General features: G+C 71.5%; 22 protein-coding genes. 14 read left to right on the top strand and 8 right to left on the bottom strand.

Annotated features, from left to right (window positions below):
- Positions 1–5: 5 nt before the first annotated feature.
- Positions 6–2,099, bottom strand: coding sequence for an MDR family MFS transporter (locus J5X86_RS10750; protein WP_208516484.1), 2,094 nt, complete (start codon positions 2,097–2,099; stop codon positions 6–8).
- A 162-nt stretch (positions 2,100–2,261) separates the two neighbouring features.
- Here J5X86_RS10750 and J5X86_RS52435 point away from each other — a divergent pair, with 162 nt between their 5' ends.
- Together J5X86_RS52435 and J5X86_RS10740 are read left to right on the top strand one after the other, a co-directional pair.
- A complete protein-coding gene (locus J5X86_RS52435; RefSeq protein WP_208516483.1) occupies positions 2,262–3,293 on the top strand; it encodes a peptidoglycan-binding protein in 1,032 nt (343 codons plus the stop codon).
- A 154-nt stretch (positions 3,294–3,447) separates the two neighbouring features.
- Positions 3,448–4,098 carry an HAD-IA family hydrolase gene (locus tag J5X86_RS10740; protein ID WP_208516482.1) on the top strand — a complete coding sequence of 217 codons (651 nt, stop codon included), beginning with the start codon at positions 3,448–3,450 and terminating at the stop codon, positions 4,096–4,098.
- Positions 4,099–4,619: 521 nt separating this feature from the next.
- Here J5X86_RS10740 and J5X86_RS10735 read toward each other — a convergent pair.
- A complete protein-coding gene (locus J5X86_RS10735) occupies positions 4,620–5,201 on the bottom strand; it encodes a TMEM165/GDT1 family protein (protein WP_208516481.1) in 582 nt (193 codons plus the stop codon).
- Between the two features lie 1,058 nt (positions 5,202–6,259).
- Between J5X86_RS10735 and J5X86_RS10730 the strand changes: the two genes are divergently transcribed.
- From J5X86_RS10730 to J5X86_RS10705, 6 genes are all read left to right on the top strand, one after another.
- Positions 6,260–6,928, top strand: coding sequence for an HNH endonuclease family protein (locus J5X86_RS10730; protein WP_208516480.1), 669 nt, complete (start codon positions 6,260–6,262; stop codon positions 6,926–6,928).
- 118 nt (positions 6,929–7,046) lie between these two features.
- The gene (locus tag J5X86_RS10725; protein WP_208516479.1) at positions 7,047–8,759 is read left to right on the top strand and encodes an alkaline phosphatase D family protein; all 1,713 of its coding nucleotides are present in this window, start codon (positions 7,047–7,049) and stop codon (positions 8,757–8,759) included.
- A gap of 147 nt (positions 8,760–8,906) precedes the next feature.
- The gene (locus J5X86_RS10720; RefSeq protein WP_208516478.1) at positions 8,907–10,880 is read left to right on the top strand and encodes an FAD/NAD(P)-binding protein; all 1,974 of its coding nucleotides are present in this window, start codon (positions 8,907–8,909) and stop codon (positions 10,878–10,880) included.
- A 139-nt stretch (positions 10,881–11,019) separates the two neighbouring features.
- Positions 11,020–11,499 carry a DoxX family protein gene (locus tag J5X86_RS10715; protein ID WP_208516477.1) on the top strand — a complete coding sequence of 160 codons (480 nt, stop codon included), beginning with the start codon at positions 11,020–11,022 and terminating at the stop codon, positions 11,497–11,499.
- A 231-nt stretch (positions 11,500–11,730) separates the two neighbouring features.
- Positions 11,731–12,420 carry a DedA family protein gene (locus tag J5X86_RS10710; RefSeq protein WP_208516476.1) on the top strand — a complete coding sequence of 230 codons (690 nt, stop codon included), beginning with the start codon at positions 11,731–11,733 and terminating at the stop codon, positions 12,418–12,420.
- A gap of 84 nt (positions 12,421–12,504) precedes the next feature.
- A complete protein-coding gene (locus tag J5X86_RS10705) occupies positions 12,505–13,203 on the top strand; it encodes a lytic transglycosylase domain-containing protein (protein WP_208516475.1) in 699 nt (232 codons plus the stop codon).
- Here the strand turns inward: J5X86_RS10705 and J5X86_RS10700 are convergent.
- Both J5X86_RS10700 and J5X86_RS10695 read right to left on the bottom strand, forming a co-directional pair.
- A complete protein-coding gene (locus J5X86_RS10700; protein WP_093461415.1) occupies positions 13,187–13,969 on the bottom strand; it encodes an alpha/beta fold hydrolase in 783 nt (260 codons plus the stop codon). The two genes, J5X86_RS10705 and J5X86_RS10700, sit on opposite strands and share 17 nt — an antisense overlap.
- 168 nt (positions 13,970–14,137) lie before the next feature.
- Complete coding sequence (locus J5X86_RS10695; protein ID WP_208516579.1) at positions 14,138–16,282, bottom strand: RICIN domain-containing protein; 2,145 nt, start codon at positions 16,280–16,282, stop codon at positions 14,138–14,140.
- Positions 16,283–16,677: 395 nt separating this feature from the next.
- Here J5X86_RS10695 and J5X86_RS10690 point away from each other — a divergent pair, with 395 nt between their 5' ends.
- From J5X86_RS10690 to J5X86_RS10680, 3 genes are all read left to right on the top strand, one after another.
- A complete protein-coding gene (locus tag J5X86_RS10690) occupies positions 16,678–17,703 on the top strand; it encodes an MASE1 domain-containing protein (protein ID WP_243979970.1) in 1,026 nt (341 codons plus the stop codon).
- A gap of 112 nt (positions 17,704–17,815) precedes the next feature.
- The gene (locus J5X86_RS10685) at positions 17,816–18,451 is read left to right on the top strand and encodes a histidine phosphatase family protein (RefSeq protein WP_208516474.1); all 636 of its coding nucleotides are present in this window, start codon (positions 17,816–17,818) and stop codon (positions 18,449–18,451) included.
- 241 nt (positions 18,452–18,692) lie between these two features.
- Complete coding sequence (locus J5X86_RS10680) at positions 18,693–19,259, top strand: helix-turn-helix transcriptional regulator (protein ID WP_308124497.1); 567 nt, start codon at positions 18,693–18,695, stop codon at positions 19,257–19,259.
- A gap of 78 nt (positions 19,260–19,337) precedes the next feature.
- Here J5X86_RS10680 and J5X86_RS10675 read toward each other — a convergent pair whose 3' ends face one another.
- Together J5X86_RS10675 and J5X86_RS10670 are read right to left on the bottom strand one after the other, a co-directional pair.
- Positions 19,338–19,943, bottom strand: a complete 606-nt coding sequence (locus tag J5X86_RS10675) for a ClpP family protease (RefSeq protein ID WP_014060295.1) — start codon at positions 19,941–19,943, stop codon at positions 19,338–19,340.
- 1 nt (position 19,944) lies between these two features.
- Complete coding sequence (locus J5X86_RS10670) at positions 19,945–20,607, bottom strand: ATP-dependent Clp protease proteolytic subunit (protein WP_078641159.1); 663 nt, start codon at positions 20,605–20,607, stop codon at positions 19,945–19,947.
- Positions 20,608–20,943: 336 nt separating this feature from the next.
- On the opposite strand from J5X86_RS10670, the gene J5X86_RS10665 reads away from it, so the two are divergent.
- A complete protein-coding gene (locus J5X86_RS10665) occupies positions 20,944–21,654 on the top strand; it encodes a restriction endonuclease (RefSeq protein WP_208516576.1) in 711 nt (236 codons plus the stop codon).
- 45 nt (positions 21,655–21,699) lie between these two features.
- On the opposite strand, the gene J5X86_RS10660 is transcribed toward J5X86_RS10665, so the two are convergent.
- Entirely contained in the window at positions 21,700–22,893 is a 1,194-nt protein-coding gene (locus J5X86_RS10660) for an MFS transporter (protein WP_208516473.1), read from the bottom strand.
- A 103-nt stretch (positions 22,894–22,996) separates the two neighbouring features.
- Between J5X86_RS10660 and J5X86_RS10655 the strand changes: the two genes are divergently transcribed.
- Positions 22,997–23,605, top strand: coding sequence for a TetR/AcrR family transcriptional regulator (locus tag J5X86_RS10655; RefSeq protein WP_208516472.1), 609 nt, complete (start codon positions 22,997–22,999; stop codon positions 23,603–23,605).
- Between the two features lie 242 nt (positions 23,606–23,847).
- On the opposite strand, the gene J5X86_RS10650 is transcribed toward J5X86_RS10655, so the two are convergent.
- On the bottom strand, positions 23,848–24,756 hold the full coding sequence (locus tag J5X86_RS10650; protein WP_208516471.1) for a LysR family transcriptional regulator: 909 nt from the start codon (positions 24,754–24,756) through the stop codon (positions 23,848–23,850).
- Between the two features lie 129 nt (positions 24,757–24,885).
- Between J5X86_RS10650 and J5X86_RS10645 the strand changes: the two genes are divergently transcribed.
- Complete coding sequence (locus J5X86_RS10645; protein WP_208516470.1) at positions 24,886–25,689, top strand: SDR family NAD(P)-dependent oxidoreductase; 804 nt, start codon at positions 24,886–24,888, stop codon at positions 25,687–25,689.
- The last annotated feature ends 60 nt before the right edge of the window (positions 25,690–25,749 follow it).

Genomic DNA, 25,749 nt, shown 5'->3' with positions numbered 1-25,749 from the left:
CGAGGTCAGGGCGTTCGCGGTGGCGGGGGGCGGCGGTGGTCGGGGCGGGGGGTGCCGTCTCTCGGCTGTTCCGCGTCGGAGCCGCACAGCTCGTGCGTCAGCTCGTCCACCAGCTCGCTCAGGTCGGTCGGGCGGTCGGGTGACCACCAGTCGCCCAGGAGTTCCGCGAGGGACGCCTCGCGGGCCCGGTAGAGCCTGATCGCGACCTCGCGGCCGTCGTCCGTGAGGATCAGGTCCAGTCCGTAGCGGCGGCCGAGGCCACGCTCCTCGATCTGCCGGGCCGCCTCGGTGATGGCCCGCAGCGGTACGGGCGAGCGCTCGGCGAGCATCGCGGGTTCGACCGAGCCGTAGTGCTGGATGCGCAGCAGCATCCAGCTCGCGGCCGGGCTGAGGTCGAGGCCGGCACGCCGGGTGATGTCGACGTAGATCTTCCGGCGGCCCTCCCGGCTGCCGAGCAGGGACAGCGCCCGGGCGCACTCCTCGCGCGAGGAGCGTTGGACGGGGTTGCTGGCGAGTATTTCGCTGCCGTCGGGCGCGGTGACGCTGCCGCGCAGCGGCTCCTCCCGGAGGTACCAGGCGAGGAGGAAGGCGAGCAGCACGACCGGCACCGCGTACAGGAAGACGTCGGTGATGGAGACGGAGAACGCGTGCCGCACCGCCGCCCGGTCCACCGGGGACAGCCGGCCAAGGCTGCGGGGGTCGGAGGTGAGGGCGCCGGGGGTGATACCGGGTGGCAGGCGTCGTCCGGCGAGGGCGTCGGCGATATGGGGGCCGAGGTTGTTGGCGAAGATCGTGCCGAAGACGGAGACGCCGAACGAGGCGCCGATCGAGCGGAAGAAGGTCGCGCCGGAGGTGGCGACGCCCAGGTCCTGATAGCTGACGGAGTTCTGCACGATCAGCACCAGCACCTGGATGACCAGGCCGAGACCGCAGCCGAAGACGAAGAAGTACGCACTCATCTCGGCCACCCCGCTGGACTCCCGCAACTGGTGCATGAGCAGCAGGCCGATGGCGGTGATCGCGGTGCCCAGGACCGGGAAGACCTTGTAGCGGCCGGTGCGGCTGACCAGGTGGCCGGAGACGGTGGAGGAGACGAGCGTGCCGAGGACCAGCGGGAGGAGGTGGAGGCCGGAGGTGGTCGGCGAGACGCCCTGCACGATCTGGAGGAAGGTCGGCAGATAGGTCATGCTGCCGAACATCGCGAAACCGACGATGAAGCCGATGACCGCGCAGAGCGTGAAGGTGCGGCTGCGGAAGAGCGTGAGCGGCAGCACCGGCTCGGCCGCGCGGGACTCCACCCGTACGAAGGCCGCCAGCAGCGCCATGCCGACCACCGCGAGCCCGATGATCTGCCAGGACCCCCAGCCGTAGGTGACCCCGCCGAGAGAGGTCATCAGCACCAGGGCGGCGGCGACCGCGGCGATCAGGAAGGTGCCGAGGTAGTCGATGGTGTGCGAGGTGCGGCGCACCGGGATCTGCAGCGCGGAGGCGACGACGAGGAGGGCGACGATGCCGACGGGCAGGTTGATGTAGAAGACCCAGCGCCAGCTCAGATGGTCGACGAACACCCCGCCCAGCAGCGGCCCCAGCACACTGGCGGCGCTGAAGACGGCGCCGAAGAGGCCCTGGTAGCGGCCGCGGTCACGGGGCGGGACGATATCGCCGACGATCGCCATCGACAGGACCATGAGGCCGCCGCCGCCCAGCCCCTGCAGCGCGCGGAAGGCGATGAGTTCCGCCATGTTCCCGGCGAGCCCGCACAGCGCTGAGCCGATCAGGAAGATGACGATCGCGGTCTGGAAGAGCCTCTTGCGGCCGTACTGGTCGCCGAGCTTGCCCCACAGCGGGGTGGCCGCGGTCGAGGCGAGGAGATACGCGGTGACGACCCAGGACAGATGCTCCAGGCTGCCGAGGTCGCTGACGATCGTGGGCAGCGCGGTGGAGACGATCGTCTGATCGAGCGCGGCGAGCAGCATGCCGAGCAGCAGCGCGCCGATGGCCGCCAGGACCGTGCGCCGCGGCCGGCCCTCTCCCGGGCCCAGGGCCACGGCGTCGGGGGCCCCAGGGGCCGGAGCCGGGCTGCCGCCGTCCCGCGCCATGGCGACTCCTCCTCGCTCCTCCGTTCCCTCTTCATCCTCACCCCATCCTCACCTTTATGCCCTGTTACGGCCCGCCGTGCCGGTCCGCACGGCGGGCGAACACCTGCGCGGAAGGGGATCGGATGCGCATAATCGCTGCGAACTCCAGGGAGGGAAAGTTCCGTGACGGCAGAATCCTGCCCGCACTGCTTCGCACCGGCGCGCGCCAACGGGCGCCCCGGCTGTACGTGTGCCGAACGCGCCGCCGCGTCCACCGCGACGGCAGGCGAGACCGAAGACCAGACCCATCCGCACCCCTATGTGACGCTCTCGGAGGAGCGCCAGAACGGGCCCGATCCGCGTGATCTGCGTCTCTTCGAGGAGGCGGAGAGGAAGAAGGCGGAGAAGGAGGAGGCGGAGAAGGGGGACACCGACGAGACGCGGGTGATCGACCGCGTCGAGGAGAGACCCGGCGGGGACGAGACGGGCGGCGACGCCGCCGGAGGCGCTGGCGGGGGCGCCGCCGGAGAGGCCGGCGGAGTCGCACCGGGGGAGGAACCCGGCCCCGCCCGGCACCGCAAGAGCAAGCGCAAGGTCGTGGCGGCCGTGCTCGCGGGGGCGGCGGCCGTGGCCGTGGCCGGTTCGCTGGCGGTCGGCACCGGTCTGCTCGGCGGTGACCACAAAGAGGACGGCGGCGGCGGGGGCACGAGCGACCGCACGCTGGCCGACAGCACCGCCAGCGCCCCGGTCGAGGAGGAGCTGCCGACCGCGGAGGACAGCCCGTCGTCCGGCGCCCCCTCGTCGAGTGCCACGCCCCGCCCGTCCGCGTCCGGCTCGGCACGGGCGAGCGCGTCCCCGAGCGGGACCGGCCCCTCGGCCACCGCCCGCCCCTCGGCGTCGGGCTCCGCGACCGACTCGGCGACGAAGCCCGGGCCGACCGCCTCCGGCGGGCCGACCTCCGCTCCGTCCGATCCCCCCGGGCCCACCGGCCCGCCCGCGCTGCGCGAGGGCGACAGCGGGCCCGAGGTGGCCGAGCTGCAGAAGCGGCTGTCCCAGCTACTGCTCTACATCGGCGTGGCGGACGGGGACTACGACGGCGGGGTGCGGCGGGTGGTCTCCAGCTACCAGGACCAGCACGACATCACGGGTGATCCGGACGGTGTCTACGGCGAGAACACCCGCCGCGACCTCGAATCCAGAACCAAGGAGCCGTAGAGACGAGCCCCAGAGACGAGCCATGGAGGGACCCCCCCTGGCGCATATGGGCCACGCTTTGTATCGTGAAGGAACAAAGTGGTTCCGCCCGTTTCCCCTGACCGGCGGGCGGAGCCGCTTGTGTTTCTTTCCGCGCTCGCGCCCAGGAGTCTCGATGTCGCTCACCGCCCGCGCACTCCTCCTCGACATGGACGGCACCCTGGTCAACTCCGACGCCGTCGTCGAGCGCTGCTGGCGGCGGTGGGCGGCCGAGCAGGGGCTGGACGCGGAGAGCGTGCTCCAAATCGTCCACGGGCGGCAGGGCCACGCGACGATGGCGGTACTCCTCCCCGACCGGCCGGTCGAACAGAACCTGGCCGACAACCAGCGGATGCTGGAGTGGGAGACCACGGATCTCGACGGCGTCGTGCCGGTGCCCGGCGCGCCCGCCTTCATGGCCTCGCTGGCCGGGCTTCCGCACGCCCTGGTGACCTCCGCCGACAAGGGGCTCGCCGGCGCGCGCATGGGCGCCGCCGGGCTCACGATGCCGGAGGTGCGGGTCACCGCGGAGTGCGTCGGCGCGAGCAAGCCGGACCCGGAGGGCTTCCTCAAGGGCGCGGCCGAGCTGGGCTTCGCCCCCGCCGACTGTGTCGTCTTCGAGGACTCGGAAGTCGGCATCGCGGCGGGCCGGGCGGCCGGGATGCGGGTCGTCGGCGTCGGACCGCGCGCCGCTGCGCACGCCCCGGACGCCCATGTGCGGGACCTGGAGCAGGTGCGGGTCGAGGCACTGCCCGACGGCACCCTGCGGCTGCACATCGCGGCCTGAGCGCCGCGCCGCCCCACGCTCCCTGCCTTCTCGGACCGAGCGCCGCGCCCTACGCGCGCCCCCGGATTTCCCGGGCCCCATGCCCCCGCACTCCCCGGGCTCCTCGGGCTACCCGGGCTCCCCGGGCTGAGCACCGCGACCCACGCTCCCCTCGGCTTCTCGGGCTGAGCGCCACCACCCACGCCCCCCGGCTTCTCGGGCTGAGCGCCGCCACCCACGCCCCCCGGAATTCTCGGGCTGAGCGCCGCCACCCACGCCCCCCGGAATTCTCGGGCCCCATGCCCCCACACCTGCCGGGCGTCTCGGGCTGAGCACCTCGACCCACACGCCCGGCTTCCGGACTGAGCGCCGCGCCACCCCACGCGCCCCGCTTCCGGACCCAGCACCGCGCCACCCCACGCGCCCACGCGCCCGGGCGCCCCAGGAGCCACGCCCCCAGACAGCCAGGCGCACCCCCAGACAGCCAGGCGCGCCCCCGGGCGCCCGGGCGTGCCAGTCGGGCGCCCGGGCGTGCGGCCCGCTCAGGCCGCGATGGCCTCGTACAGGCTGAATCCGCCCAGCGCCAGCATCACCAGGGCCGCGACCTTGGTGATCAGCCGGAGCGGTACGTACCGCATCAGGGTGCGGCCGCCCACGATGCCCAGCCCCGCGACGGCCCACAGCGCCAGCACCGCGCCCACGCCCACTGACAGCGGGTCGTCGTAGCGGGCGGCGAGGTTCGCGGTCATGATCTGGGTCAGATCGCCGAACTCGGCGACCAGGATCAGCATGAAGCCCGCCCCGGACACCTTCCAGAAGCTCTGGTCGGCGGGCTTGCGGACCTCCTCCTCCCCGTCGTCCTTCTTGAAGAGCAGCATGGCCGCTCCCCCGAGGAAGAGCACTCCCACGATCGCCTGCAGCAGCCGGTGCGGCAGCAGGGTGAGCACACTGCCCGCCGCGATGGCGAGCCCGACGTGGAGGGCGAAGGCCGCGGCCACGCCGACGAAGACGTACGAGGCGCGGTAGCGGGTGCCGAGCATCAGCCCGGCCAGGGCGGTCTTGTCGGGAAGTTCGGCGAGGAAGACGACGCCGAAGACCACGGCGGCGACGGTGATGCTGAACACGGAATGGATACCTCGTAGATCGGGCCGCACCCAAGGGCCCCGGGGAGGGATCGCTTCGGCACGGCAGCGTCGGACACTGCGGCCGAAGGTCTCGCTGGCGCACGGCCTCCGCGTCACGCGGTGGTCTCGTACGCTCCGGGCGCCGGCCCGCACCTCGAGGGGCGGGCAGTATGTCGACGGTCCGGCGAGGAGCTACTCCCCTTCTGCTGCCGACAAGGATACGGGAACCCGGGCCGCACCCGACCCCCGGACCTCCGCCCCGGCCCCCACCACGACCGCCGCCGTCGGCCCGAACAGCCGCACCACGCCTGCCCGCATGGGCGAACCGCCGCACCACGCCATGCCGACGAGGGCACCGGGATGTGTGACCAGCCCCACAAGCCGAGGGTCCGGTCGAGCCCCGGCGGCAGCGCGCCCGAATGTCCGGCGGAGCCACATATCCCCCTCTCCGCCCCTTCCCGCGGCATGCATGTGCGGCTCCGCCGCGTGGCAGGGGCTCCGCCCCCTGGACCCCGGGCTCCGGGGCAGAGCCCGGCGACGCGGCGCAGCCGCATATCGACACCACGGGAAGGGGCGAAGCCCAGTCCGAAGTCTGGGCCGAGCCCCGGCCCGGGGGCTGGGGCGGAGCCCCACCACGCGGCGGAGCCGCATATCGATGCTGCGGGAAGGGGCTGGGAGGGGAGCAGCCCGCCGCAGGCGGCACGGCCTCCCAGGCCGCCCGTCGCGCCGTCGCCGTTCGCGCGCCCGGCTCGCAGGCGGCCACAAGGGCCGCCACGCGCGCGCCGGGCGGCGAAGCCGCGAGTGTCGCCCCGGGCGCGGCGTTGACCGGCGGCGATGCCACCAACGCGAGCGCGGGCGCACGCGATTCGTGGCCGCCTCACGAGCGTGCGACGGCCGCGCCGGATCGCGTACGTGGCCCCAACCGCCTCCTGGAACCCCTTGCGTTGACATGACCGCGTCGTCACTCTGTTACCTGGCGCCCACCCCACGGAAACCCGGCGTCGCAAGCATGGCCGGGCACCAGCGGCCAACGACCCCCCACCCTCAAGGGAGTTCGCATGTCAGACATGCACCGTCATCCCACTCGCCGTCGCGTCTACGCGCGTCGCGCCTCCGTCTTCGGCGGGTTCGTCGCCCTGCTGGGCACGATCGTCATGAGCGGGCCCACCGCCCAGGCTTCCCCGCCCACCCCGCCGAGCGCCGCCACCGCCCGCACCCAGCTCGCCTCGCTGACCGTCAAGACCGAGGGCACCACCGACGGTTACAGCCGCGACAAGTTCCCGCACTGGATCACCCAGAGCGGCTCCTGCGACACCCGCGAGGAGGTCCTCAAGCGCGACGGCCAGAACGTCCAGACCGACTCCAGTTGCAAGGCCACCAGCGGCTCCTGGTACTCCGAGTACGACGGCGAGACCTGGACCGCCTCCGGCGACGTGGACATCGACCACATGGTCCCGCTCGCCGAGGCGTGGAAGTCCGGTGCCAATAGCTGGACCACCGCCCAGCGCCAGGCTTTCGCCAACGACCTGACGCACTCCCAGCTCATCGCCGTGACGGACAACGTCAACCAGTCCAAGAGCGACCAGGACCCCGGCGAGTGGCTGCCGCCCCGGACCGCTTACCACTGCATGTACGCCCGCATGTGGGTCTCGGTGAAGTACACCTACGGCCTCAGCCTCGACTCGGCCGAGAAGTCCGCGCTCAGCGGCATCCTCAACGGCTGCTGAGACGGCACACCGACCGGCATACCAACCGGCACACCGCCGGGTGGAACCGCCGCACCTTCTCCGTCGTTCCGTACCGTACGCATGACGAGCACATCACAGAACGACGGAGGAGGTCCGGATGGCCGGGCTGCGCCTGGGACCACTACTGCGCCAGGTCGACTGGGAGACCGGCACCGGCGCGACCGTCTGGGTCGAGGCCGACCGGCCCTGTGAGGTCGAGGTGCGGTGCGCCGACGGGGCGGGCGGCACCGCCCGCACCTGGCGGATCGCCGGACACCACTACGCCCTGATCCCGGTCACCGGGCTGCGGCCGGACGCGGAGACCGCCTACCGGGTGCTGCTCGACGGTGAGCAGGTCTGGCCGCTGCCCGACTCCCCCTTCCCCGACAGCACCATCCGCACCCCCGCCCCGGGGACGGACGCGCCCGTGCGCGTGGCCTTCGGCTCCTGCCGGTGGGCCGCGCCGCCCTCCGACGCCTCGCACGACCCGATCGGGCCCGACGCGCTCGACACCCTCGCGCAGGCGCTGGCCCGCACCCCCGAGCGCCCACGCCCCGATGTGCTGGTGCTGCTGGGCGACCAGGTGTACGCGGACGAGACCTCCGCCGAGACCCGCCGCTGGCTGGCCACCCGCCGCGATCTGAGCGAGCCGCCGGGCGAGCAGGTCGCGGACTACGAGGAGTACACCCGCCTCTACTACGAGTCCTGGCTGGACCCCGAGGTGCGCTGGCTGCTCTCCACCGTCCCGAGCTGCATGATCTTCGACGACCACGATGTCATCGACGACTGGAACACCAGCGAGGCATGGCAGCGCCGGATGCGCGCCACCCCGTGGTGGCGGGAGCGGATACTGAGCGGTCTGATGTCCTACTGGGTCCATCAGCACCTGGGCAACCTCTCCCCCACCGAACTGGCCGCCGACCCGCTCTACGCGCAGGTGCGCACGGCCGACGACGGCACCGAGGCGCTGCGGGAGTTCGCCACCCGCGCCGACGCCGATCCGTCGTACACCCGCTGGAGCTACCGCCGCGACTTCGGCCGCACCCGGCTGCTGATGGTCGACACCCGCGCGGCACGGGTGCTGGAGGAGGGCCGGCGGGCGATGCTGAGCGAGAAGGAGTTCGCCTGGGTGCGTGAGCAGGCCATGGACGGCGCGGGCGGTACGTCCGGCCGCCCCGGTCAGGAAGAGCCCGGGGCCTTCGGCGGCTACGACCATCTGCTGCTCGGCACCTCGCTGCCCTGGCTGCTGCCGCATTTCGTGCATGACGTGGAGGCGTGGAACGCCTCGGTGTGCGGCGGCAGACGCGGTGGGCGCTGGGCGCGGATCGCCGAGGATCTGCGACAGCGCGGCGACCTTGAGCACTGGGCGGCGTTCCCCGAGTCCTTCGACGCGCTCACCGACACCATCGCCGAGGTGGGCGGCGCGCCGGGGGCACCCGCCACGATCAGTGTGCTCTCCGGCGATGTGCACCACGCCTATATCGCCGCCCCGGACTGGTCACGGTGGTCGTCCCGGCCGCCCCGCAGCCAGGTGCGGCAGTTGACCTGCTCTCCGGTCCACAACAGCATCTACGCCTCGATCCGGCTCGGCTTCCGCTTTGGCTGGAGCGCGGCGGGCCGCGCCCTGGGACGGCTCTTCCGGCGCCATGGGCGGGTGCCGGGCTCCCGCTTGACCTGGCACAAGACGGGCGGGCCCTGGTTCGGCAACCAGCTCATGACGCTGACCCTCCAGGGCCGTGGCGCCCATCTGCGCCTGGACCAGGCGCGGTCGGACGCCTCGGGCGGCGGGGCCCGGCTGGTGACGGCGCTGGAGACGGACTGGGCCGGGTAGCCGGCCCCTTGGTACCGTTCCGTGCCGTACGTCACGTGATACAGCCCACAACGGAGCTGTACGTTCCGGAGACCAGGTCGATTCCTGTGGAGCGAGCGGCATGATGGGCGCGCATCCTGCGTCACATCTGCCCCGGGAGACACGACCTTGGCCGGAGACTCTCACGCGATAGCCGTCGTCGGCGCCGGGCCGCGCGGCACCAGCGTGCTGGAGCGCCTGTGCGCCTCGGCCCCGGAACTGGCGCCTGGCACCCCGCTGACGGTGCACCTGATGGACCCCTCCCCGCCCGGTGCGGGACGGGTGTGGCGCACCGCCCAGCCGCACGAATTGCTGATGAACACCGTGGCCTCGCAGGTGACCCTGTTCACCGACGTCAGCGTCGAATGCGGCGGACCGGTGCGGACCGGGCCGACCCTGTACGAATGGGTCGCGGCGCGCGGTCTGGCACCCGGTCTCGGCCCGGACGACTATCCGAGCCGCGCGCTCTACGGCCGCTATCTGGAGTGGGTGTTCGGCGAGGTGGTGCGGGGCGCGCCGGAGAGCGTGACCGTCCGGACGCACCGGGCCCGCGCCGTACGGCTGGAGGAACGGGCCGACGGCGAGCAGGTGCTGACGCTGGACGACGGGAGCCGTCTGGAGGGGCTGCGTGCGGTCGTCCTGGCGCAGGGCCATCTGCCGGCGGCCACCGACGCCACGGAGCGGCGGTACGCGGCCCACGCGGAGCGGCACGGGCTGCGCTACTACCCGCCCGCCAATCCCGCCGATGTCGACTTGTCGCTCATCGCGCCGGGCGAACCGGTGCTGCTGCGCGGTCTCGGCCTCAACTTCTTCGACCATATGGCGCTGCTGACGGCGGGCCGGGGCGGCACGTTCGCACCGCATCCGCGCGGCGGTCTGGTCTACCGGCCCTCGGGGCGCGAGCCACGGCTCTACGCGGGGTCGCGGCGCGGCATCCCGTACCACGCGCGGGGCGACAACGCGAAGGGGCCGTGTGGCCGACACACCCCGCTGCTGCTGACCCCCGATGTGCTCGGCCACTTCCGCAAGCGCGCGGACTCCGGCGATCCGCCGGACTTCCTCGCCGAGATATGGCCACTGGTCGCCAAGGAGGCCGAGACGGTCTACTACGAGACGCTGCTGGCCCTCCGCGCACCCGACACCCGTGCCCCGGAGGCCCAGGAAGCCTCCGGGACCGAGCCCGGCGCCCCCGCCCCGTTCACCTCAGCACGTTTCAGGAGTCACTTTTTGGCCACCGGGCACGGCAGCCCCGAAGAGGCCGCCGTGCTCACGGAGTACGGCATACCGAACGCGGAGCGCTGGTCCTGGGACGCGGTGTCCCAGCCGTATCGCGGCCGCCGGTTCACGGGGCGTGACGAGTTCCGGCGGTGGCTGCTGACGTACGCCCACCAGGATGTGGCGCACGCCCGGCTGGGCAATGTCGAGGGCCCGGTCAAGGCGGCCCTCGACGTTCTGCGCGACCTCCGCAACGAGCTGCGGCAGATCGTCGATCACGGCGGGCTGACGGGGGCGTCCCGCCGGGCCCATCTGGACCGCTGGTACACCCCGCTCAACGCCTTTCTCTCGATCGGCCCGCCGCGCCGCCGGATCGAGGAGATGGCCGCGCTGATCGAGGCGGGCGTCCTGGACGTCCTCGGCCCACGGCTCGAAGTGACCTTGGAAGGCCAGGACACGGGGGCCGAAGGGGCTGGTTTCGCCGCGCGGTCGGCCGAGGTGCCGGGTCCGCCAGTGGTGGCCACGACCCTGATCGAGGCACGGCTGCCGGAGCCGGATGTGCGCCGGACCGCCGATGAGTTGCTGATCCATCTGCTGGAGACCGGGCAAGGCCGTCCGCATCGGGTGGAGGGCTACGAGACCGGCGGACTCGACGTCACCACCGCCCCCTACCGGGTGGTGGACGCCCACGGCCGCCCGCATCCGCGGCGGTTCGCCATCGGGGTGCCGACCGAGGGGGTCCACTGGGTGACGGCCGCGGGCGCGCGGCCGGGCGTGAACTCCGTCACCCTCTGCGACACGGACGCGGTAGCACGCGCGGCGCTGCGCGCGGCGCTTACGGGACAGACCCTGCAGGAAGGTGTCCCGATGTGCGCGACAAGGCTCTGAAGAGCGGCCTTTGGGGCGCCATGAAGGGGGCCCCGGGGCACCGACATTGGCATAAACTTGAACTTGCAACAAAAGGTGAGGGGAACCTAACCTGGCACTCCGCTGTTTCCTGTCCCCAGGAGCAAGGAGCTCCCCTCCCATGCCTTCTTCCCCCACCCCCCGCACCCTCGGCGAGGCGCTCGATAGCGCCAGGCCGTACGTTCTCTCCCTCTTCCGCATCGTCGTCGGACTGCTCTTCTTCAGCCACGGCGCCTCGTCGCTGCTCGGCTGGTTCGGCGGCATGATGGGCACCGGCAAGACCATCGAGGCCGGCACCTGGCCGGGCTGGTACGCGGCGGTGATCCAGCTCGTCGGCGGCGCCCTCGTGATGCTCGGCGTCGGCAGCCGCAGCGCGGCGTTCATCTCCTCGGGCTCGATGGCCTACGCGTACTTCCATGAGCACCAGCCCGAGAAGCTGTGGCCCATTCAGAACGGCGGCGAGCCCGCCGCGATGTTCTGCTGGGCCCTGCTGCTGCTCGTCTTCACCGGCCCCGGCCCCTGGGCGCTGGACCGAATATTCGGCTCGGCCCGCGCGAGCGAAGCGGCGCCCGAAACGCAACGCCAGCCGTCGACCGTCTGATAGACGCCACTTCTCCGCATTCGACCGGAATTCGAACGATATTCAGCGCCACCTGACCGATCACGCCATGCAGGGCCGAACGCCCTGCATGGCGTGATTCGAACAACATCATCACGCCCCTTACCGTTATCCTCGTCAGGCACAGGCGTACGCTGTATGGCTGTTACAGGCTGACGCCTGCCGCTTCCCGGCGACATGCGCAGCGGGGGGACCGGGATCGGGAGTAGAACGTTGTTGGAACATCTGGGGTCGCTGACCAACACCCCATGGATCTATGCGGTGATCGGGGCATCCGTCCTGCTCGACGTCTTCCTGCCCGTTCTGCCCAGCGGAGTTCTGGTCATCACCGCCGCCACCGCGGCCGCCGGCACCACCGTTGACGCCGTCGGCGTCGTGCGCCAGGCCGACGCCGCCGACTTCCCCGCCATGTTCGGGCTGATCCTGTGCGCCGCGACCGCCTCCGTCCTCGGGGACATGGTCGCCTACCGGCTGGCCTGGCGCGGCAGCGACCGGCTCGACCGCGCCATCGCCCGCTCCCGCCGACTCACCTCCGCCCAGGAGAAGTTGGGCACCGCGCTGGTGCGCGGCGGCGGCCCGCTCGTGGTGATAGCCCGCTTCGCGCCCGCGGGGCGCTCGGTCGTCAGCCTGAGCGCGGGCGCGGCCCACCGGAGGGTGAAGGAATTCCTGCCGTGGTCCGCGGTGGCCGGGCTCGCCTGGGCGGCATACAGCGTGGCCCTCGGCTATATCGGCGGCCAGTGGCTCGGTGCCACCTGGCTGGGCACGGCGGTCTCGGTGCTCGCGCTGTTCGCGGCGGGCGCCGGCGCGGCGTATGTGATGAAGCGTCCGGGCGCGGACGCGGCCGGACCGCTCCCCGCGGCACCCGCCGGGCAGCCCATGCCCCCGGTCCACCAGGCGCGATAGGCCCGTGTCGGCGACCGATTACGGATCGGCCCACGAGACCCGCTACCGTCCCTGCATGCGTACCCCTTCCGTACCGCCTCTGGCATGCTGACCCGCGCCGCCGGGCTGGTCGCGGCGTTCCTCGCCGGGCTCGCACTGGTCGTGGCCGCGGTGCTCGTCGTACGGCATCTCACCGCACCCTCGGAACCGGAGCTTCCGGTGGTACCCGAGGCCCGGCGCCCCGTCGTGGAGTCGGCGGTGCGCACCTGCACCCCGCTGAGCGTGCCGCTGCTGGCCGCCCAGATCGACGCGGAGAGCGGCTGGCGTCCGGACGCGGACTCCGGGCACGCCCAGGGCATTTCGCAGTTCTCCCCGGTCACCTGGAAGGAATGGGGCCAGGACGGCGACGGCGACGGCAGGGCCAATATCTGGGAGCCCCGCGACGCCATCCCCTCGCAGGCCCGCTACATGTGCCATCTGTACGAGGTGGTCAAGGTGGTCCCGGGCGGCAAGACCACGTCCGGGGCGACCCGGCTCGCGCTCGCGGCCTACAACGCGGGGCCGAACGCGGTGCTTCGGGCGCGCGGCATCCCGAAGATCCTCGAGACGCAGGACTATGTCGACAAGATCTTGAAGGATCTGCTGCCCAAGTACCAGGAGAGCGAGGAGAAGTACCAGCAGAGCGAGGCGAAGCACACCAGCAGTGCCTCCGCCTCACCCTCCGTCTCGTCTTCCACCTCGCCCTCCGCCGATCCATCCGCGACCGCCTCCGGCGCCTCACCGTCGGCTACGCGTCGGCCGTGATGAAGTCCTCCACCGCCCGCACGAGTTCCTGTGGAGTCTCATCGGCGGGGTAGTGCCCGGCATACTCCAGCTCCACCAGCTCGGCGTTGACGTACCAGCGCAGCCAGGTCTGCCGCATCACCTCCGCCGTGAGCGCCGGGTCGTGGGCGCCGACCACGATCCGGACCGGCACCTGGGCACCGGCTATGTCCTCGTGGAAGTCCTCCAGCGCCCACGAGTCCAGCCAGGCGCGGAGCGCCTTGGGCTCGCTGTGCTCCAGCGAGTGGCGCACCATCAGGTCCAGCCAGGCGGCCGGGTGACGGCCGCCGGTGGTGAGGTCGATGATGGTCCGTCGGTTCTCCGGATGGTCGGCGGCGGCCGCGAAAAGCTGCCACTGCTCACCCTCCATCGGCACTCCACTGGCCGGCACCGGCGCGACCCCGACCAGCCGGCGGACCCGCTGCGGGGCCGCCGCCAGGACGCGCTGGACGACGGCCCCGCCCATCGAGTGGCCGACGAGCGAGAACCGCTCCCAGCCGAGGTGATCGGCGAGCGCGAGCAGATCCTTCCCGGCCTCGCCGGTGGTGTACGCGCCGGGGATGTCGCGCGCCTCGCCGTAGCCGCGCAGATCGGGCAGAACATAGGTGAACCCGCGCCGGTCGACATGCGGCAGCATCGCGGCGTACGCGGCACGGTCCGAGAACCAGCCGTGCACCGCCATCACATGGTGCGGCCCGTCGCCGACGGTCTCATACGGTGGAACGAGGGGTGGAACGATCGGTCCCATGGCACCTCCGGTCCCAGTCGAATACGGGCGACGCGGCGCGTGCCCGTGGGGCTCAACGGTGACGTCTCCCGCAGAGGTGGGCAAGCCCGATGCGCATATGCGTGCCCGCGATACGACCCGTGGAGGGGCCGTATCGCGGGCACGTGGTCGTCCGTGGGGCGCGGGGTTCTAGGGGTAGTTCACGAGGTTCGCCACATTGCTGCCGGAATTGGACGGCCCGCCCGTGTTGTTGATGACGTGGCTGATGGTGCCGGTGCCGCCGAGCGACACGGTGACCATGTGGTGGAAGCGGACGCCCGGGGTGTCGGGGACCTCGAAGGCGCGGGCCGCGACGACACCGGGATTGACGTTGAAGTAGCAGTAGCTGCCCAGCCCCCACGCCTCATGGCTGGTGACGTTCGGCCCGACCTTGTAGGCCGCGTAGCCCTGGGTGTTCCCGTTCATCCAGGCGCCCTGGTTGGGCGGGTCATAGGGCATTTCGTTCTGGTAGAAGTAGGTCCGGCCGCCGTTGCCGTTCCAAATCGTCTGGTACTGCTGATAGTGCTCGACGAACAGGCCGTACATGGTGACGTCGGCACCGTTCACGGTCAGGCCGTTGGCCGCGGTGTTGGTGTTCCAGCCGACGCCGTCACCGTGGTCGGCCCGCCAGATCCACAGATGGTCGCCGATCACGTTCGAGCTGTTGACCACCAGGCTCTTGGACGCCTTGCCGACCCCGGCCCCGCCGACCCGGAAGAACACATCGTGCAGGGACGTCGGGTTCGCCGCGTGCTTGCCGCTCGCGCCGCTCGGTCCCACCTCCATCAGGGCGGCGGAATTCACCGTACCGGCGTCGAACAGCAGCCCCGCCACCTTGACTCCGTCGACATCGGCGACCGACATCGCGGTCACACCGTTGTCGGGGACGAGGGTGGCGAGCCCGAGGCCGAGGACGACCGTGTCGGGCCGGGTCACCTTCAAGGTCTCGCCGAGGTGGTAGACCCCCGGGGTGAACAGCAGATGCTTGCCCTGGGCGAGCGCGGCGTTGATGGCCGACGCGGAGACCCCCGGCTTGGCGATGAAGAACTGGTCGATGGGCAGCGACGATCCCGCCGGAGCGCCACCGGCCCAGGTGGTGCCCTGGGAATTCGACCGCAGCGAGGGCACGAAGACCTGGTAGGCGCCCGCCTGGTCGACGTAGAGGAAGGGCTTCTCCCGGACGGTCGGGGTCTGGTTCACCACCGTGTAGGGCGGGCTCGGGAAGTTCCCCGAGGGCGCGTTGAGGGCCCCGACGAACACCATGTTCCAGTTGGATCCGGACCAGCTTCCCCACTGGGTGTTCCGGGAGAGCCACTGCTGCTGCGATCCGGAGCGCACCTGGCCGTCGATCTTCGTATCGGCCATGAACCCGCCGCTCGACCAGCCCCCGTCATCGAGCTGCAGCGAACCGCGGACATGCATCCGGCGGTACGGCGCGGCCTGGGACACCGCCCATCGGTCGGTGCCCGAGGAGGGATTGACCGACAGGTTCTCCGCGCCGCGCCAGAAGTTCTGGGTCGCGTTCCCCTGGAACCAGTCGGCCTCGGCGTGCACCGCGCCGTTGATGGTCACATCGTCCGGTGACATCCCCAGGCCCAGCACCTGCGTGTAGAAGCCCACATTGACGTCGGCGCTGTACGTGCCCGGCTTGAAGAGCACCGCATAGCGGTTGGAGCCGAACTGGTTCCGCTCCTGCTGCTGGAAGATGGAGTTCAGACGGCTCTGAATGGCCGACGCGGGCATCGTCGGATCGAAGACGGCGACGTTCGGGCCGAGGTCGGGTCCGTCGCCCGGCTGCTCGGGCGCGGCGGCCACCTGGAAGGACTGGGCGGCGCTGCCGTTGCAGGTGTACTGCGCGAGCTGCACCCCGTCCTGGGTGGAGGCGCTGGGCACATCGAGGCATTTGCCGCTGTGCCGGTTGACGAAGTGATACGCCCCGCCGCCCTCGTCCACGGCGCGCCACTGCTGGTTGTCGCCGCCGCTGTAGGTCCATAGCTGGACGGCGGCGCCGTCGGCCGTGGACACATCCGTCACATCCCACGCCTGGGCGGCGTCGTTGCGGTTGTCGACGCGGACATAGCCGTCGCCCGTGTCCTCGAACTTCCAGAGCTGTGCGGCGGAGTTGTTGCAGGCGTACTGCTGGACGGCGGTGCCGTTCGCCGTCGCCGCGCCCCGCGCGTCCACGCACTTGCCGCTGCCCTTGTTGACGGCGGTGGCCCAGCCCGTCGGCAGCGCCGCGGCCTTGGCGCTCGCCCCGGGAGCCGTCGCCAGCGTGCCGCACAGCGCGGTGAGCATGGCGAAGGCGGCCAGCAGAGCCACTCTCGGGGATCTGGGGGATCTGGGGGGCCTTGGCGATCCTGAGGGTCTTGGGGGTCTGGAGCGTCTCGCGAATCGTGCCGGTTCTCGCATCACGGAAGCCTCTCCTCGTGGGGTGGGGAAGAGCGCCCCGGTGCGGTCACAGGGCGGTCGCGGCGCGTTCCAACGAGTGCTCGTCACCGGCTGGTTGGTTGGTCTGTACCGCGGCTTTGAGGACGGTATGACCATGGGATTCCGGTGTCAATACGAGCCTTAAGTCAAGCCATGAAATTGTGCCGGGCCGCGGTGTGTGCGGGCGAGGCCGTGCTGCGTATGGGCGAGCCCGGCCCGGTGGCCGCGTGTCAGCCGCGTCGGCCCGGGGCGCACGTAGTGGGATGGCCGCTGTGGCGCGCGATATGGGGATCCGGCGGAACAACGGTTTCCGGCGCCACGGTGCCACGGCACTGCGGCTCGTGGCCGTCGCCGCCCTCTACTACGCGGGCGCCTGGATCGGACTGCTGCAGGAGCTGGTGCGCGATCAGGTGACCCCGCTGTGGCCGCCGACCGGAATCGCCCTGGCCTGTCTGCTGACGCTGGGCCCCATGGCCTGGCCGGGCATCGCCCTCGGGGCCGTCGCGGTCAACGCCCCCATCGGCCCGTCGCCCCTGGCGGTCCTCGCGATCGTCGTGGGCAACACCCTGGCCCCGATCTGCTCGTATCTGCTGCTGCGCCGCGTGGGCTTCCGGCCCGCCCTGGACCGGCTGCGGGACGCGCTGGTCCTGGTCTTCCTCGGCGCCCTGGCGGGCATGCTGATCAGCGCCACGGTGGGGACCGCCGCACTCATCGTGGCAAGCGCGCTCCCGGCGGGTGACTTCTGGACCGCCTGGTCGGTGTGGTGGACGGGCGACGCGATGGGCGTGCTGGTGATCACCCCTCTGCTGCTGGTGCTCCACCGCCTGCTCCACCGCGCCCGGCTGCCCCGTGGCGTCAGCCCGTACCGCCTGCTGGAGGCGGCGGCCCTGCTGCTGGGCACGGCGGCCGTCACCCTGGTCGCCACGCGGACGGAGGTCAGCCTGCTCTTCCTCGTCTTCCCCTTCCTGATCTGGGCCGCCCTGCGCTTCCAACTCGCGGGCGCCGCCCCGTGCTCGCTCATCGTCTCGGTGCTCGCGATCGCCGCGACGGCGGAGGGCACCGGTCCGTTCTCCCACCATTCGCTGCCGGCCCGGATGGTCACCCTCCAGGCGTTCAACGGCTCGACGGCCCTGACGGCCCTGCTGCTGTCGGCGATCATCACCGAACGGAACGCCACCCGCCGCCAGATCGAACACGTCTGCGCCCAACTGGCCGAAGCCGTCTTCCGCCTCGCCCCGGACGAGCCCCGCCCGCCCGAAGACGACCGGAAGTCCACGGACCGGCGATAGCGGGCCGCCCGAGGGGGCCGCCGGGAACGGACGCCGGGCAGTGGTACCGGCCGGTTGGAACCGCCACCCCGCACCGGTCGTCCCTTCCAGCGACTCTCGACGGACAGGGACTATGACCGCGACCCACGCCACCCGCTATCTCTATCTGACCCGCCACGGCGAGGCCACGCCGGACGAACGCGGGCTCACCCCCACCGGCCGCCGCCAGGCCGCGCTGCTCGGCGAGCGGCTCCGGGACGTCCCGCTGTCGGCGGTCCACCACGGCCCGCTGCCCCGGGCGGCCGAGACCGCCCGGCTGATCGGTGACCGGCTCGACGGCGTACCCGCCCATGTCTGCGAACCGGCCGGGGACTATGTGCCGTACACGCCCCACCGAGCCGAACTGCCCGCCGAATCGGCCGACTTCCTGCTCGACTTCGTCCATGGCTTTCCACCCGATGAGCGCGCCCGCGGCCCGCTGCTGGCCCGTACCGCCGAAGAGCGCTTCACTGGCCCCGTGGACGGCCCCGAGGACCGCCATGAGCTGGTCGTCACCCATAACTTCCTCATCGGGTGGCTGGTCCGAGCCGCGCTCGACGCCCCGAAGTGGCGCTGGCTCGGCCTCAACCAGTGCAACGCGGCGCTGACGGTCATCCGCTATCCCCCGCCCGGCCGACCGCCCTCGGTGCTCTTCTCCAACGACATGGCGCATCTGCCCGCACCGCTGCGCTGGACCGGCTATCCGCCGGAGCTGCGCATCACTTCCTGAGCCGGGGAACCGGCCCCTGGCCTTCCGTCGGGGGCCGGGCCCGCGCTGTTGGGCCCGGCCACCGCCGTGTCCGAGTACGCAAGCAGCCCAGCAAGCGTGAATAAGGACAGCCATACGGTAGAGCCGGGCACTGACAACGGGGGCGCGGCGAACCGGGGGAGGCACTCGAACGTATGAGCGCTTCGCCAAGGGCAGAGCGCCGTCCCCTTCCCGCCGGGCGCGACGCTCCTACTCTGAGGGGGTGAGCAGCCACGCGTCGAACCGAGCCCGCGTCATTCCCCTGCGTCCGGCCACCGCGGACCCGGTGCCCCAGGCGGGAGCCACCGCCGGGGCCGCCGGAGCCCCCGCGGCCGGCCCCGCCGTTCCGGCCGCCCCGGCTGTCCCGGGCGCCCCGGTCCGGCGGGAGCAGCCCGGCCGGGAGCCGGTGAAGGAGCCCCTGTTGCGGGATCTCGTCGGAGGGGTGCTGCGGCGCGAGCGCCTCGCCCAGCAGCGCACGCTCAAGGACGTGGCCGAGGCGGCGCGGATCTCGATGCCGTACCTCTCCGAACTCGAACGGGGCCGCAAGGAGGCGTCGTCCGAGGTCCTCGCGGCCGCGGCCCGCGCGCTCGGCCTCAGCCTGGCCGACCTCCTCGCCATGGCCCAGGGCGAGCTGATCCGTCTCGTCTCCGGCCCGCGGCGGCGGCGCGACGGTGCGGCGGTGTCGGTCGCGTCCCTCACGTCCGTCACCTCCACCACGTCGGCCACATCCGTCGCGGACCGCGGGTCCCGGAACGCGGGGCGGCAGGGCGAGGTACGGCTCGCCGCCTGAGACATCGCCGTCTGAGACACCGCCGTCCGAGACACCGCCGTCCGACGCCCCGCTTCCGGGACACCGACTGTCCGCCCCTCAGAACCCCCTGCCCGCCCGCCGGCTCAGCACCTCGTCGGCGAGCCCGTACGTCACCGCCTCCCGCGCCGTGAAGACCTTGTCGCGGTCCATGTCGGCGCGGAGGGTGGCGGCATCGTGGGGCGTATGGCGCGCGAGCACCTCCTCGACCTGCGAGCGGATCCGGAGCATCTCCTTGGCCTGCAGACTGAGGTCCGAGACCGTGCCCTGCTGACCACCGCTCACCGGCTGCCCCAGCAGCACCCGGGCGTGCTCCAGCACGAACCGCCGCCCGGGGTCTCCCCCGGCCAGCAGCACCGCCGCGGTCGAGGCCGCCTGCCCTACGCAGAACGTCGAGATGGGCGCGGACACGAACGTCATCGTGTCGTAGATCGCCATCAGCGAGGTGAACGAGCCGCCCGGTGAGTTGATGTAGATCGCGATCTCCTGCTCCGAGCTCGACGATTCGAGGTGGAGCAGTTGCGCGATGACGACGTTGGCCACGCCGTCGTCGATCTCCGTGCCGAGGAAGATGATCCGCTCGGACAGCAGCCGGCTGTAGATGTCGTACGCGCGCTCCCCCTGCGTGGTGCGCTCGACGACCGTCGGAATCGTGTACTGCCCCATGTCAGATCCCCATCCTGCGCCGCGCGCCGGCCGGCCGTACGTCCGCGAGGGACTCCAGGACCCGGTCGACCATTCCGTACTCCTTCGCCTGCTCCGCCGTGAACCACCGGTCGCGGTCTCCGTCGCGCGAAATGGTCTCCACGCTCTGTCCGGTGTGTTCCGCCGTGATTCGCTCGATCGACCGCTTCATGAATTCGAGGTTCTCGGCCTGAATCGCGATATCGGCCGTGCTCCCCCCGATACCGGCGGACGGCTGATGCATCATGATGCGGGAATTCGGCAGTGCGTAGCGCTTTCCCGTCGCTCCGACGGTGAGCAGAAACTGCCCCATGCTCGCGGCGAATCCCATGGTGAGCGTGGACACGTCGTTCGGAATCAGCCGCATCGTGTCGTAGATCGCCAGCCCCGCCGTCACCGAACCGCCCGGGCTGTTGATGTAGAGGCTGATGTCCGACCGCGGGTCCTCGGCCGACAGCAGCAGCATCTGCGCGCACACCCGGTTCGCGGACACCTCGTCCACCTGCGTCCCGAGAAAGACGATGCGCTGTGTCAGCAGTTGCGAGGCAAGATGATCGTCGAACCGCGTGGGAGCCGTTTCCCCCTCCGCGGCTCGCGGATGCGATCCCGGCTCCCAGCCGGTGGCGAATGCTCCGAATGTTCCCATCGGACCTCCCTGTGAGTGCCGCCTGTGAGTACCGCGACCCACACCGCCGCGGTCCTTTACCGCCGCGGTCCTTTCACCATCGCCCCAATTCGCTTGCGCGGTAAGGAATCTCGGCCGGCAGCAGATTCGCCCACGGCAGACCCGGCCCGGCTCATAAGGCGGTCTTGCGGGGCCGTCCCGCCATTCCCGAGACTGCCGGGAAACCAGCCGACAGGGGGCGCGATGGCCGTGCGACGACAGGGGCCACGACGAGGGCTACGGCAACGGCGACGTAAAGCGGCGTTACGGCGAGCCAAGGCACGGCCGCGCCGCACGGCCTGGAGCGGCGGCGCGGTGATGGTCCTCGCGCTGGCCCTGGCCTGGAAGACGGTGTGGCCGTACGTCGCCGGATTGGTCCTCGTGGGGCTGCTCGGCGGCATCGGCTGGTGGTTGCGGCGAACGCATCTGCGCACCGTGGCGGAACACCGCGCCTGGCAGACCGAGGAGGAGAACGCGGCACGTGAACGGTCCATGGCCGAGGTGGACGCCATGACCTGGCAGCGGTTCGAACGGTACGTCGCGGAGCTGTGCCGCCGGGACGGCTGCACCCAGGTCGTCGTCTCCGGGAAGTCGGGTGACCTGGGCGCCGACGTCGTCGGCCGGATGCCGGACGGGCGCCGGCTGGTGATCCAGTGCAAGCACTACGCACCCCATCGCACCGTGCCGAGCGGCGATATGCAGAAGTTCCTCGGCACCGCGAAGGCCGAACACGCCGCGGATGTAGCGGTGTTCGTCGCCACGTGCGACTTCACACGGGACGCGGAGCGGCTCGCGGTGAAGCACGAGATCGTCGCCATGCACCGCAACCTCCTCGGCGCCTGGGTGCGGGGCTCCACCTTGGAGTCGCTGATCCCGCTCAACGGGGCGGGCAACGGCCGCCGCCCACGAAGCCCCAGGGCCGGTCGGGGCACAGCCGCCCGCCCCGCGACGGATCGGCGACCACCGGGCCGACCCGGCGCATCGGCCCCACCCGACACACCCGGCCCGGGCCACCACCGCCCTCGATAAGCTCCCGGCCCAGCCGACCGACGGGGATCACCGCCTCCCGGGGAATCACCTCCCCGCAGGAAAGGCCGCACGCCGACCGCAGCCGACCGTGACCAGTGCGAGGAGCGCGAGCACGATCATCCCGGCGGGGAGGACCGATGCGCCGACACCGTCGACGATGACGGCACCGAGCGCACCGCCCGCGAAGATCGCCAGGTTGAAGGAGGTCGTGAGCAGGGCGTTCGCCACATCGCCGTTCTCGCCCGCGGCTTCTCCCATGGCCGTCTGCAGGTGCGTCGCCGCGCCGCCGAAGGCGATGCCCCACAGGACGATCGCGAGGAGTACGAGAACCAGGGCCCCCCGGCCGAGGACGAACGTCGCGCCGGAGACGATGAACAGGCTCACGCTCACCAGGGTGAGCCGGCGCAGCGCGTGGTCGATGAAGACGCCGGTGATCCAGATCCCCGCGAGTGCCGCGACGCCGAAGACGACGAGTGCGATGTCGGGCCGCAGTGCGAGATGCGTCTGCCGCAGATAGGGGGCGATGTAGGTGTAGAGGAGGTTGTGCGCGAGCATCCAGACGAAGACGACGAGGAGGATGGTCGCCACGCCCGGAATGCCCAGCACCTGGGCGAGCGGCACCCGCGTCTGCGCCCGCTGCCCCGCAACGTCGGGCACCAGGAACCACGCGAAGACCATGACGACGGCGGTGAGCAGGGACATCGCGGCGAAGGCCCATCGCCATCCGGCCGCCGAACCGAGCCAGGCACCCAGCGGCGTCCCGACTGAGAGTGCGACCGGGGTCCCGGTCATGGCGATGGCGAGGGCGCGTCCCGCGTGCTCCGGCGCGGCGATGCGCCGCGCGTATCCCGCGAGCATGCCCCACAGCAGGCCGGAGAAGGCTCCCGCGACGAAGCGGGCACCGAGGGCCACGGGGAGCGAGGGCGACAGGGTGGTGACGGTGTTGGCGACCAGGAATCCGAGCAGCCCGGCCAGGAGGAGCGGCTTCCGCCGGGCCCCGCGGGTCAGCATGATCGCGGGTATCGCCGCGAGCACCGTTCCGATCGCGTAGGCGCTCACGAGCTGCCCGGCTCCGCCCTCCGAGACGCCGAGTCCACCGGCGAGTTGCGGGAGCAGCCCGGCCGGCAGCGTCTCGGTCATGATCACGATGAAACCGGTGCACGCCATCACGACCAGCGCCGGAACGGGAAGCGGTTCGCGTGGTCGCGTGGGAGCCGCGGCAGGGAACGTCGAGGTCATCGGGGTTCCTCCATCACTTACGGATCGATCGATCCGATATTGACGAACGGCGACTGCATCCGTCAAACTGGATCAGTCATTCTGAAAATGGAGGAGGTCTGCCGTGTCACCCGTCGGCCGTCCCCGCACCTTCGACCCCGAGTCCGTGTTGGAAGCCGCGATGCTGCTGTTCTGGGAGCAGGGCTACGAAGCGACCTCGCTCGCGCAACTACGCGAGGCCACGGGCCTGTCCTCGGCCAGCCTGTACGGCGCCTTCGGCTCGAAGGACGGCTTGTTCGAACGGTCCGTGGAGCACTACATCTCAGGCCCGGGCAGCATCACCGACGTCGCCGCCGACGAGGCCCTGAGCCCTCGGAAGGCCATCGCCCGACTCCTGCACGGATCGATCGACATGCAGACCGACCCGTCCCACCCCCGCGGATGCCTCATCGCCCTCTCGGGCACGCTCGGCGCACCGGAGACGGGCGAGGCGGCGCGAAGGGTCGTGGCCGCCCGCCGGGCGGTGGACCGAGCCCGCGTCAGAGCATGCGTCGTACGCGGCATCGCCGCCGGAGACCTCGCCGAGGACACCGACGTGGACGGCACCACGTCGATGATCCACGGCTTCCTGCTCGGCATCTCGACGCAGGTACGCGACGGCATCCCGGCCCAGCACCTGCACACCGCGGCCGACACGCTACTGGCCAACTGGCCAGCACCAAGCGGCGATTGACGCACCCGGGCGCCACCGACCGCGACGTGTCAGGGCCGTCAGGTCTTGCCTCATACGGGCGGTCTTGTGCGCGACCCGTGACACACACAGCATCACGGGCCTACCGTCACAAGCAGGTTCGACCCATGCCGAGCGCGAGCCCCCTCTCCCCAGGTGTGGCCTCTCGCTGCGGTCGAGCCCGCTCGCGCCCCCGCGCCAACCCCGGGGGCGCTGGCATGTGCCCGCACGGTCGCACCCCGGCGTCAGCGTGCCGCACGAAGCTGTGCGGCCTCGTGGCGCAGCGCCTCCACGGTGGCCGTCACCTCGGGAGAGCGGTCGCGGACCGTGACGGCGACCATCGCCCGGCCGAGCCAGGCGGGGTCGTCGACTCGGACGGTACGGACGCCGGAGGGGATCGCGGCGGCGGCCACTTCGGGGAGTACGGCGATGCCGAGACCGGTGGCGACAAGGCCGAGTCGCGTGGGCCATTCGCGGGCGGCGTAGGCGATCCGCGGGTGGTCGAGGGTGGGCCAGGCGCCGAACTGGGGGTCGTCGCGGAGGCCCTTGCCGACGATCCAGGGCTCGTCCCTCAGCTCGGTCACCGGGATGGTTCCGCGACCGGCGAACCGGTGGTTCGCGGGGACGGCGAGCAGGAGACCGCCGTCGAGGAGCAGATCGCGGCGCAGCCCCTCGAATGCGTAGCCGGGCAGGTCCGCTCCCACGCCGATCACCGCGACGTCGATGCGGTGGGCGCGGAGCTGGCGAAGCTGCGTGGGCGAGGACGCCTCGCCGAACTCGACGATCAGTGCCGGGTGGTCGTCGCGCAGCCGGGCCAGTGTCCTGGGGACGAGCACGGCGGCGGCCGAGGGGAAGGCCGCGATGGAGACTCGCCCGGTGACGTGGTCCGTCAGCCCGGCGAGGTCCGCGCTGACGGCGTCGATCTCGCTGAGGACCGTCGCGGCCCGGCGGGCGAGCACCATCCCCGCAGGTGAGGGCGTCACCCCGCGGGCGCCCCGGACGAACAGCGGTGCGCCCGCGGCGGCTTCCATCGCCGCCACCTGACGGGACACCGCCGACTGGGTGTATCCGAGTGCGTCGGCCGCGGCAGTGAACGATCCGGTGTCGACCACGGCCTGGACGACGCGGAGACCGGTGAGCGACAGGTCGGCCATGCCGTCATCGTGACACATTCCGAAACCACATGTCTCCTATGCCAGACCTTCGCTGGTGGAATGCCTTGACCAGCCGCACGATGGAGGAGCAACAGCAGGCAAGCCATCCCAAAGGGAGCACCGATCATCATGGCGAAGACGTGGTTCATCACGGGCAGCTCGAGGGGGTTCGGCCGCGAGTGGGCGGACGCCGCGCTGGAACGCGGCGATCACGTCGCGGCGACAGCTCGGGATATCAGCCACCTGAATCCCCTGGTCGAGCGGTACGGGGATGCGGTGCTGCCGTTGCGGCTCGACGTCACCGACCGGGCCGCGGTGCATGCGGCGGTGCAGCGCACCCATGCGCATTTCGGTTCGCTGGACATCGCGGTGAACAACGCCGGCTACGGGCATTTCGGCATGGTCGAGGAGTTGACCGAGGACGAGCTCAGGGCCCAGATGGAGACCAACTTCCTGGGCGCGGTGTGGGTCACACAGGCCGTTCTGCCCCTCATGCGGGCGCAGCGATCGGGACGGATCCTCCAGGTGACCAGCGAGGGCGGCGTACGGGCCTTCCCCGGCATCGGCGCGTACCACGCCTCCAAATGGGCCCTTGAGGGATTGTCGGAGTCCCTGGCACAAGAAGTGGCGGCCTTCGGCATCCATATCACCAACGTCGAGCCCGGCCCCTATGCCACCGACTGGCTGGCGCGCGGGGCACGGCACAGTGAGCGGCACCCGGACTACGCCGAAGTCCACGAGGCCACCGCGGTGGATTTCGAGGTCGGCGACCCGCGCGCGACCCGCGACGCGATTCTCCGGATCGTCGACGCGGAGCGGCCCCCGCTGAGGATCTTCCTCGGCAAGTCCTTCACCGATGTCGCCGATCTCTACGAGGAGCGCCTGAAGACGTGGCGGGAGTGGCAGCCGGTCTCCCTGGCGGCGTTCGGTTGAGGGGCACGGCCGGGGCTCGCTGAGCGCCGTTCTCGACGCGCCCCCGACCACACCGCTCGT

It is taken from the genome of Streptomyces sp. NEAU-YJ-81, assembly GCF_017592595.1.
Lineage (GTDB): Bacteria > Actinomycetota > Actinomycetes > Streptomycetales > Streptomycetaceae > Streptomyces > Streptomyces hygroscopicus_B.
The sequence above is the reverse complement of the archived record's forward strand: the minus strand, read 5'-3'. Positions and strand labels throughout refer to the sequence as shown.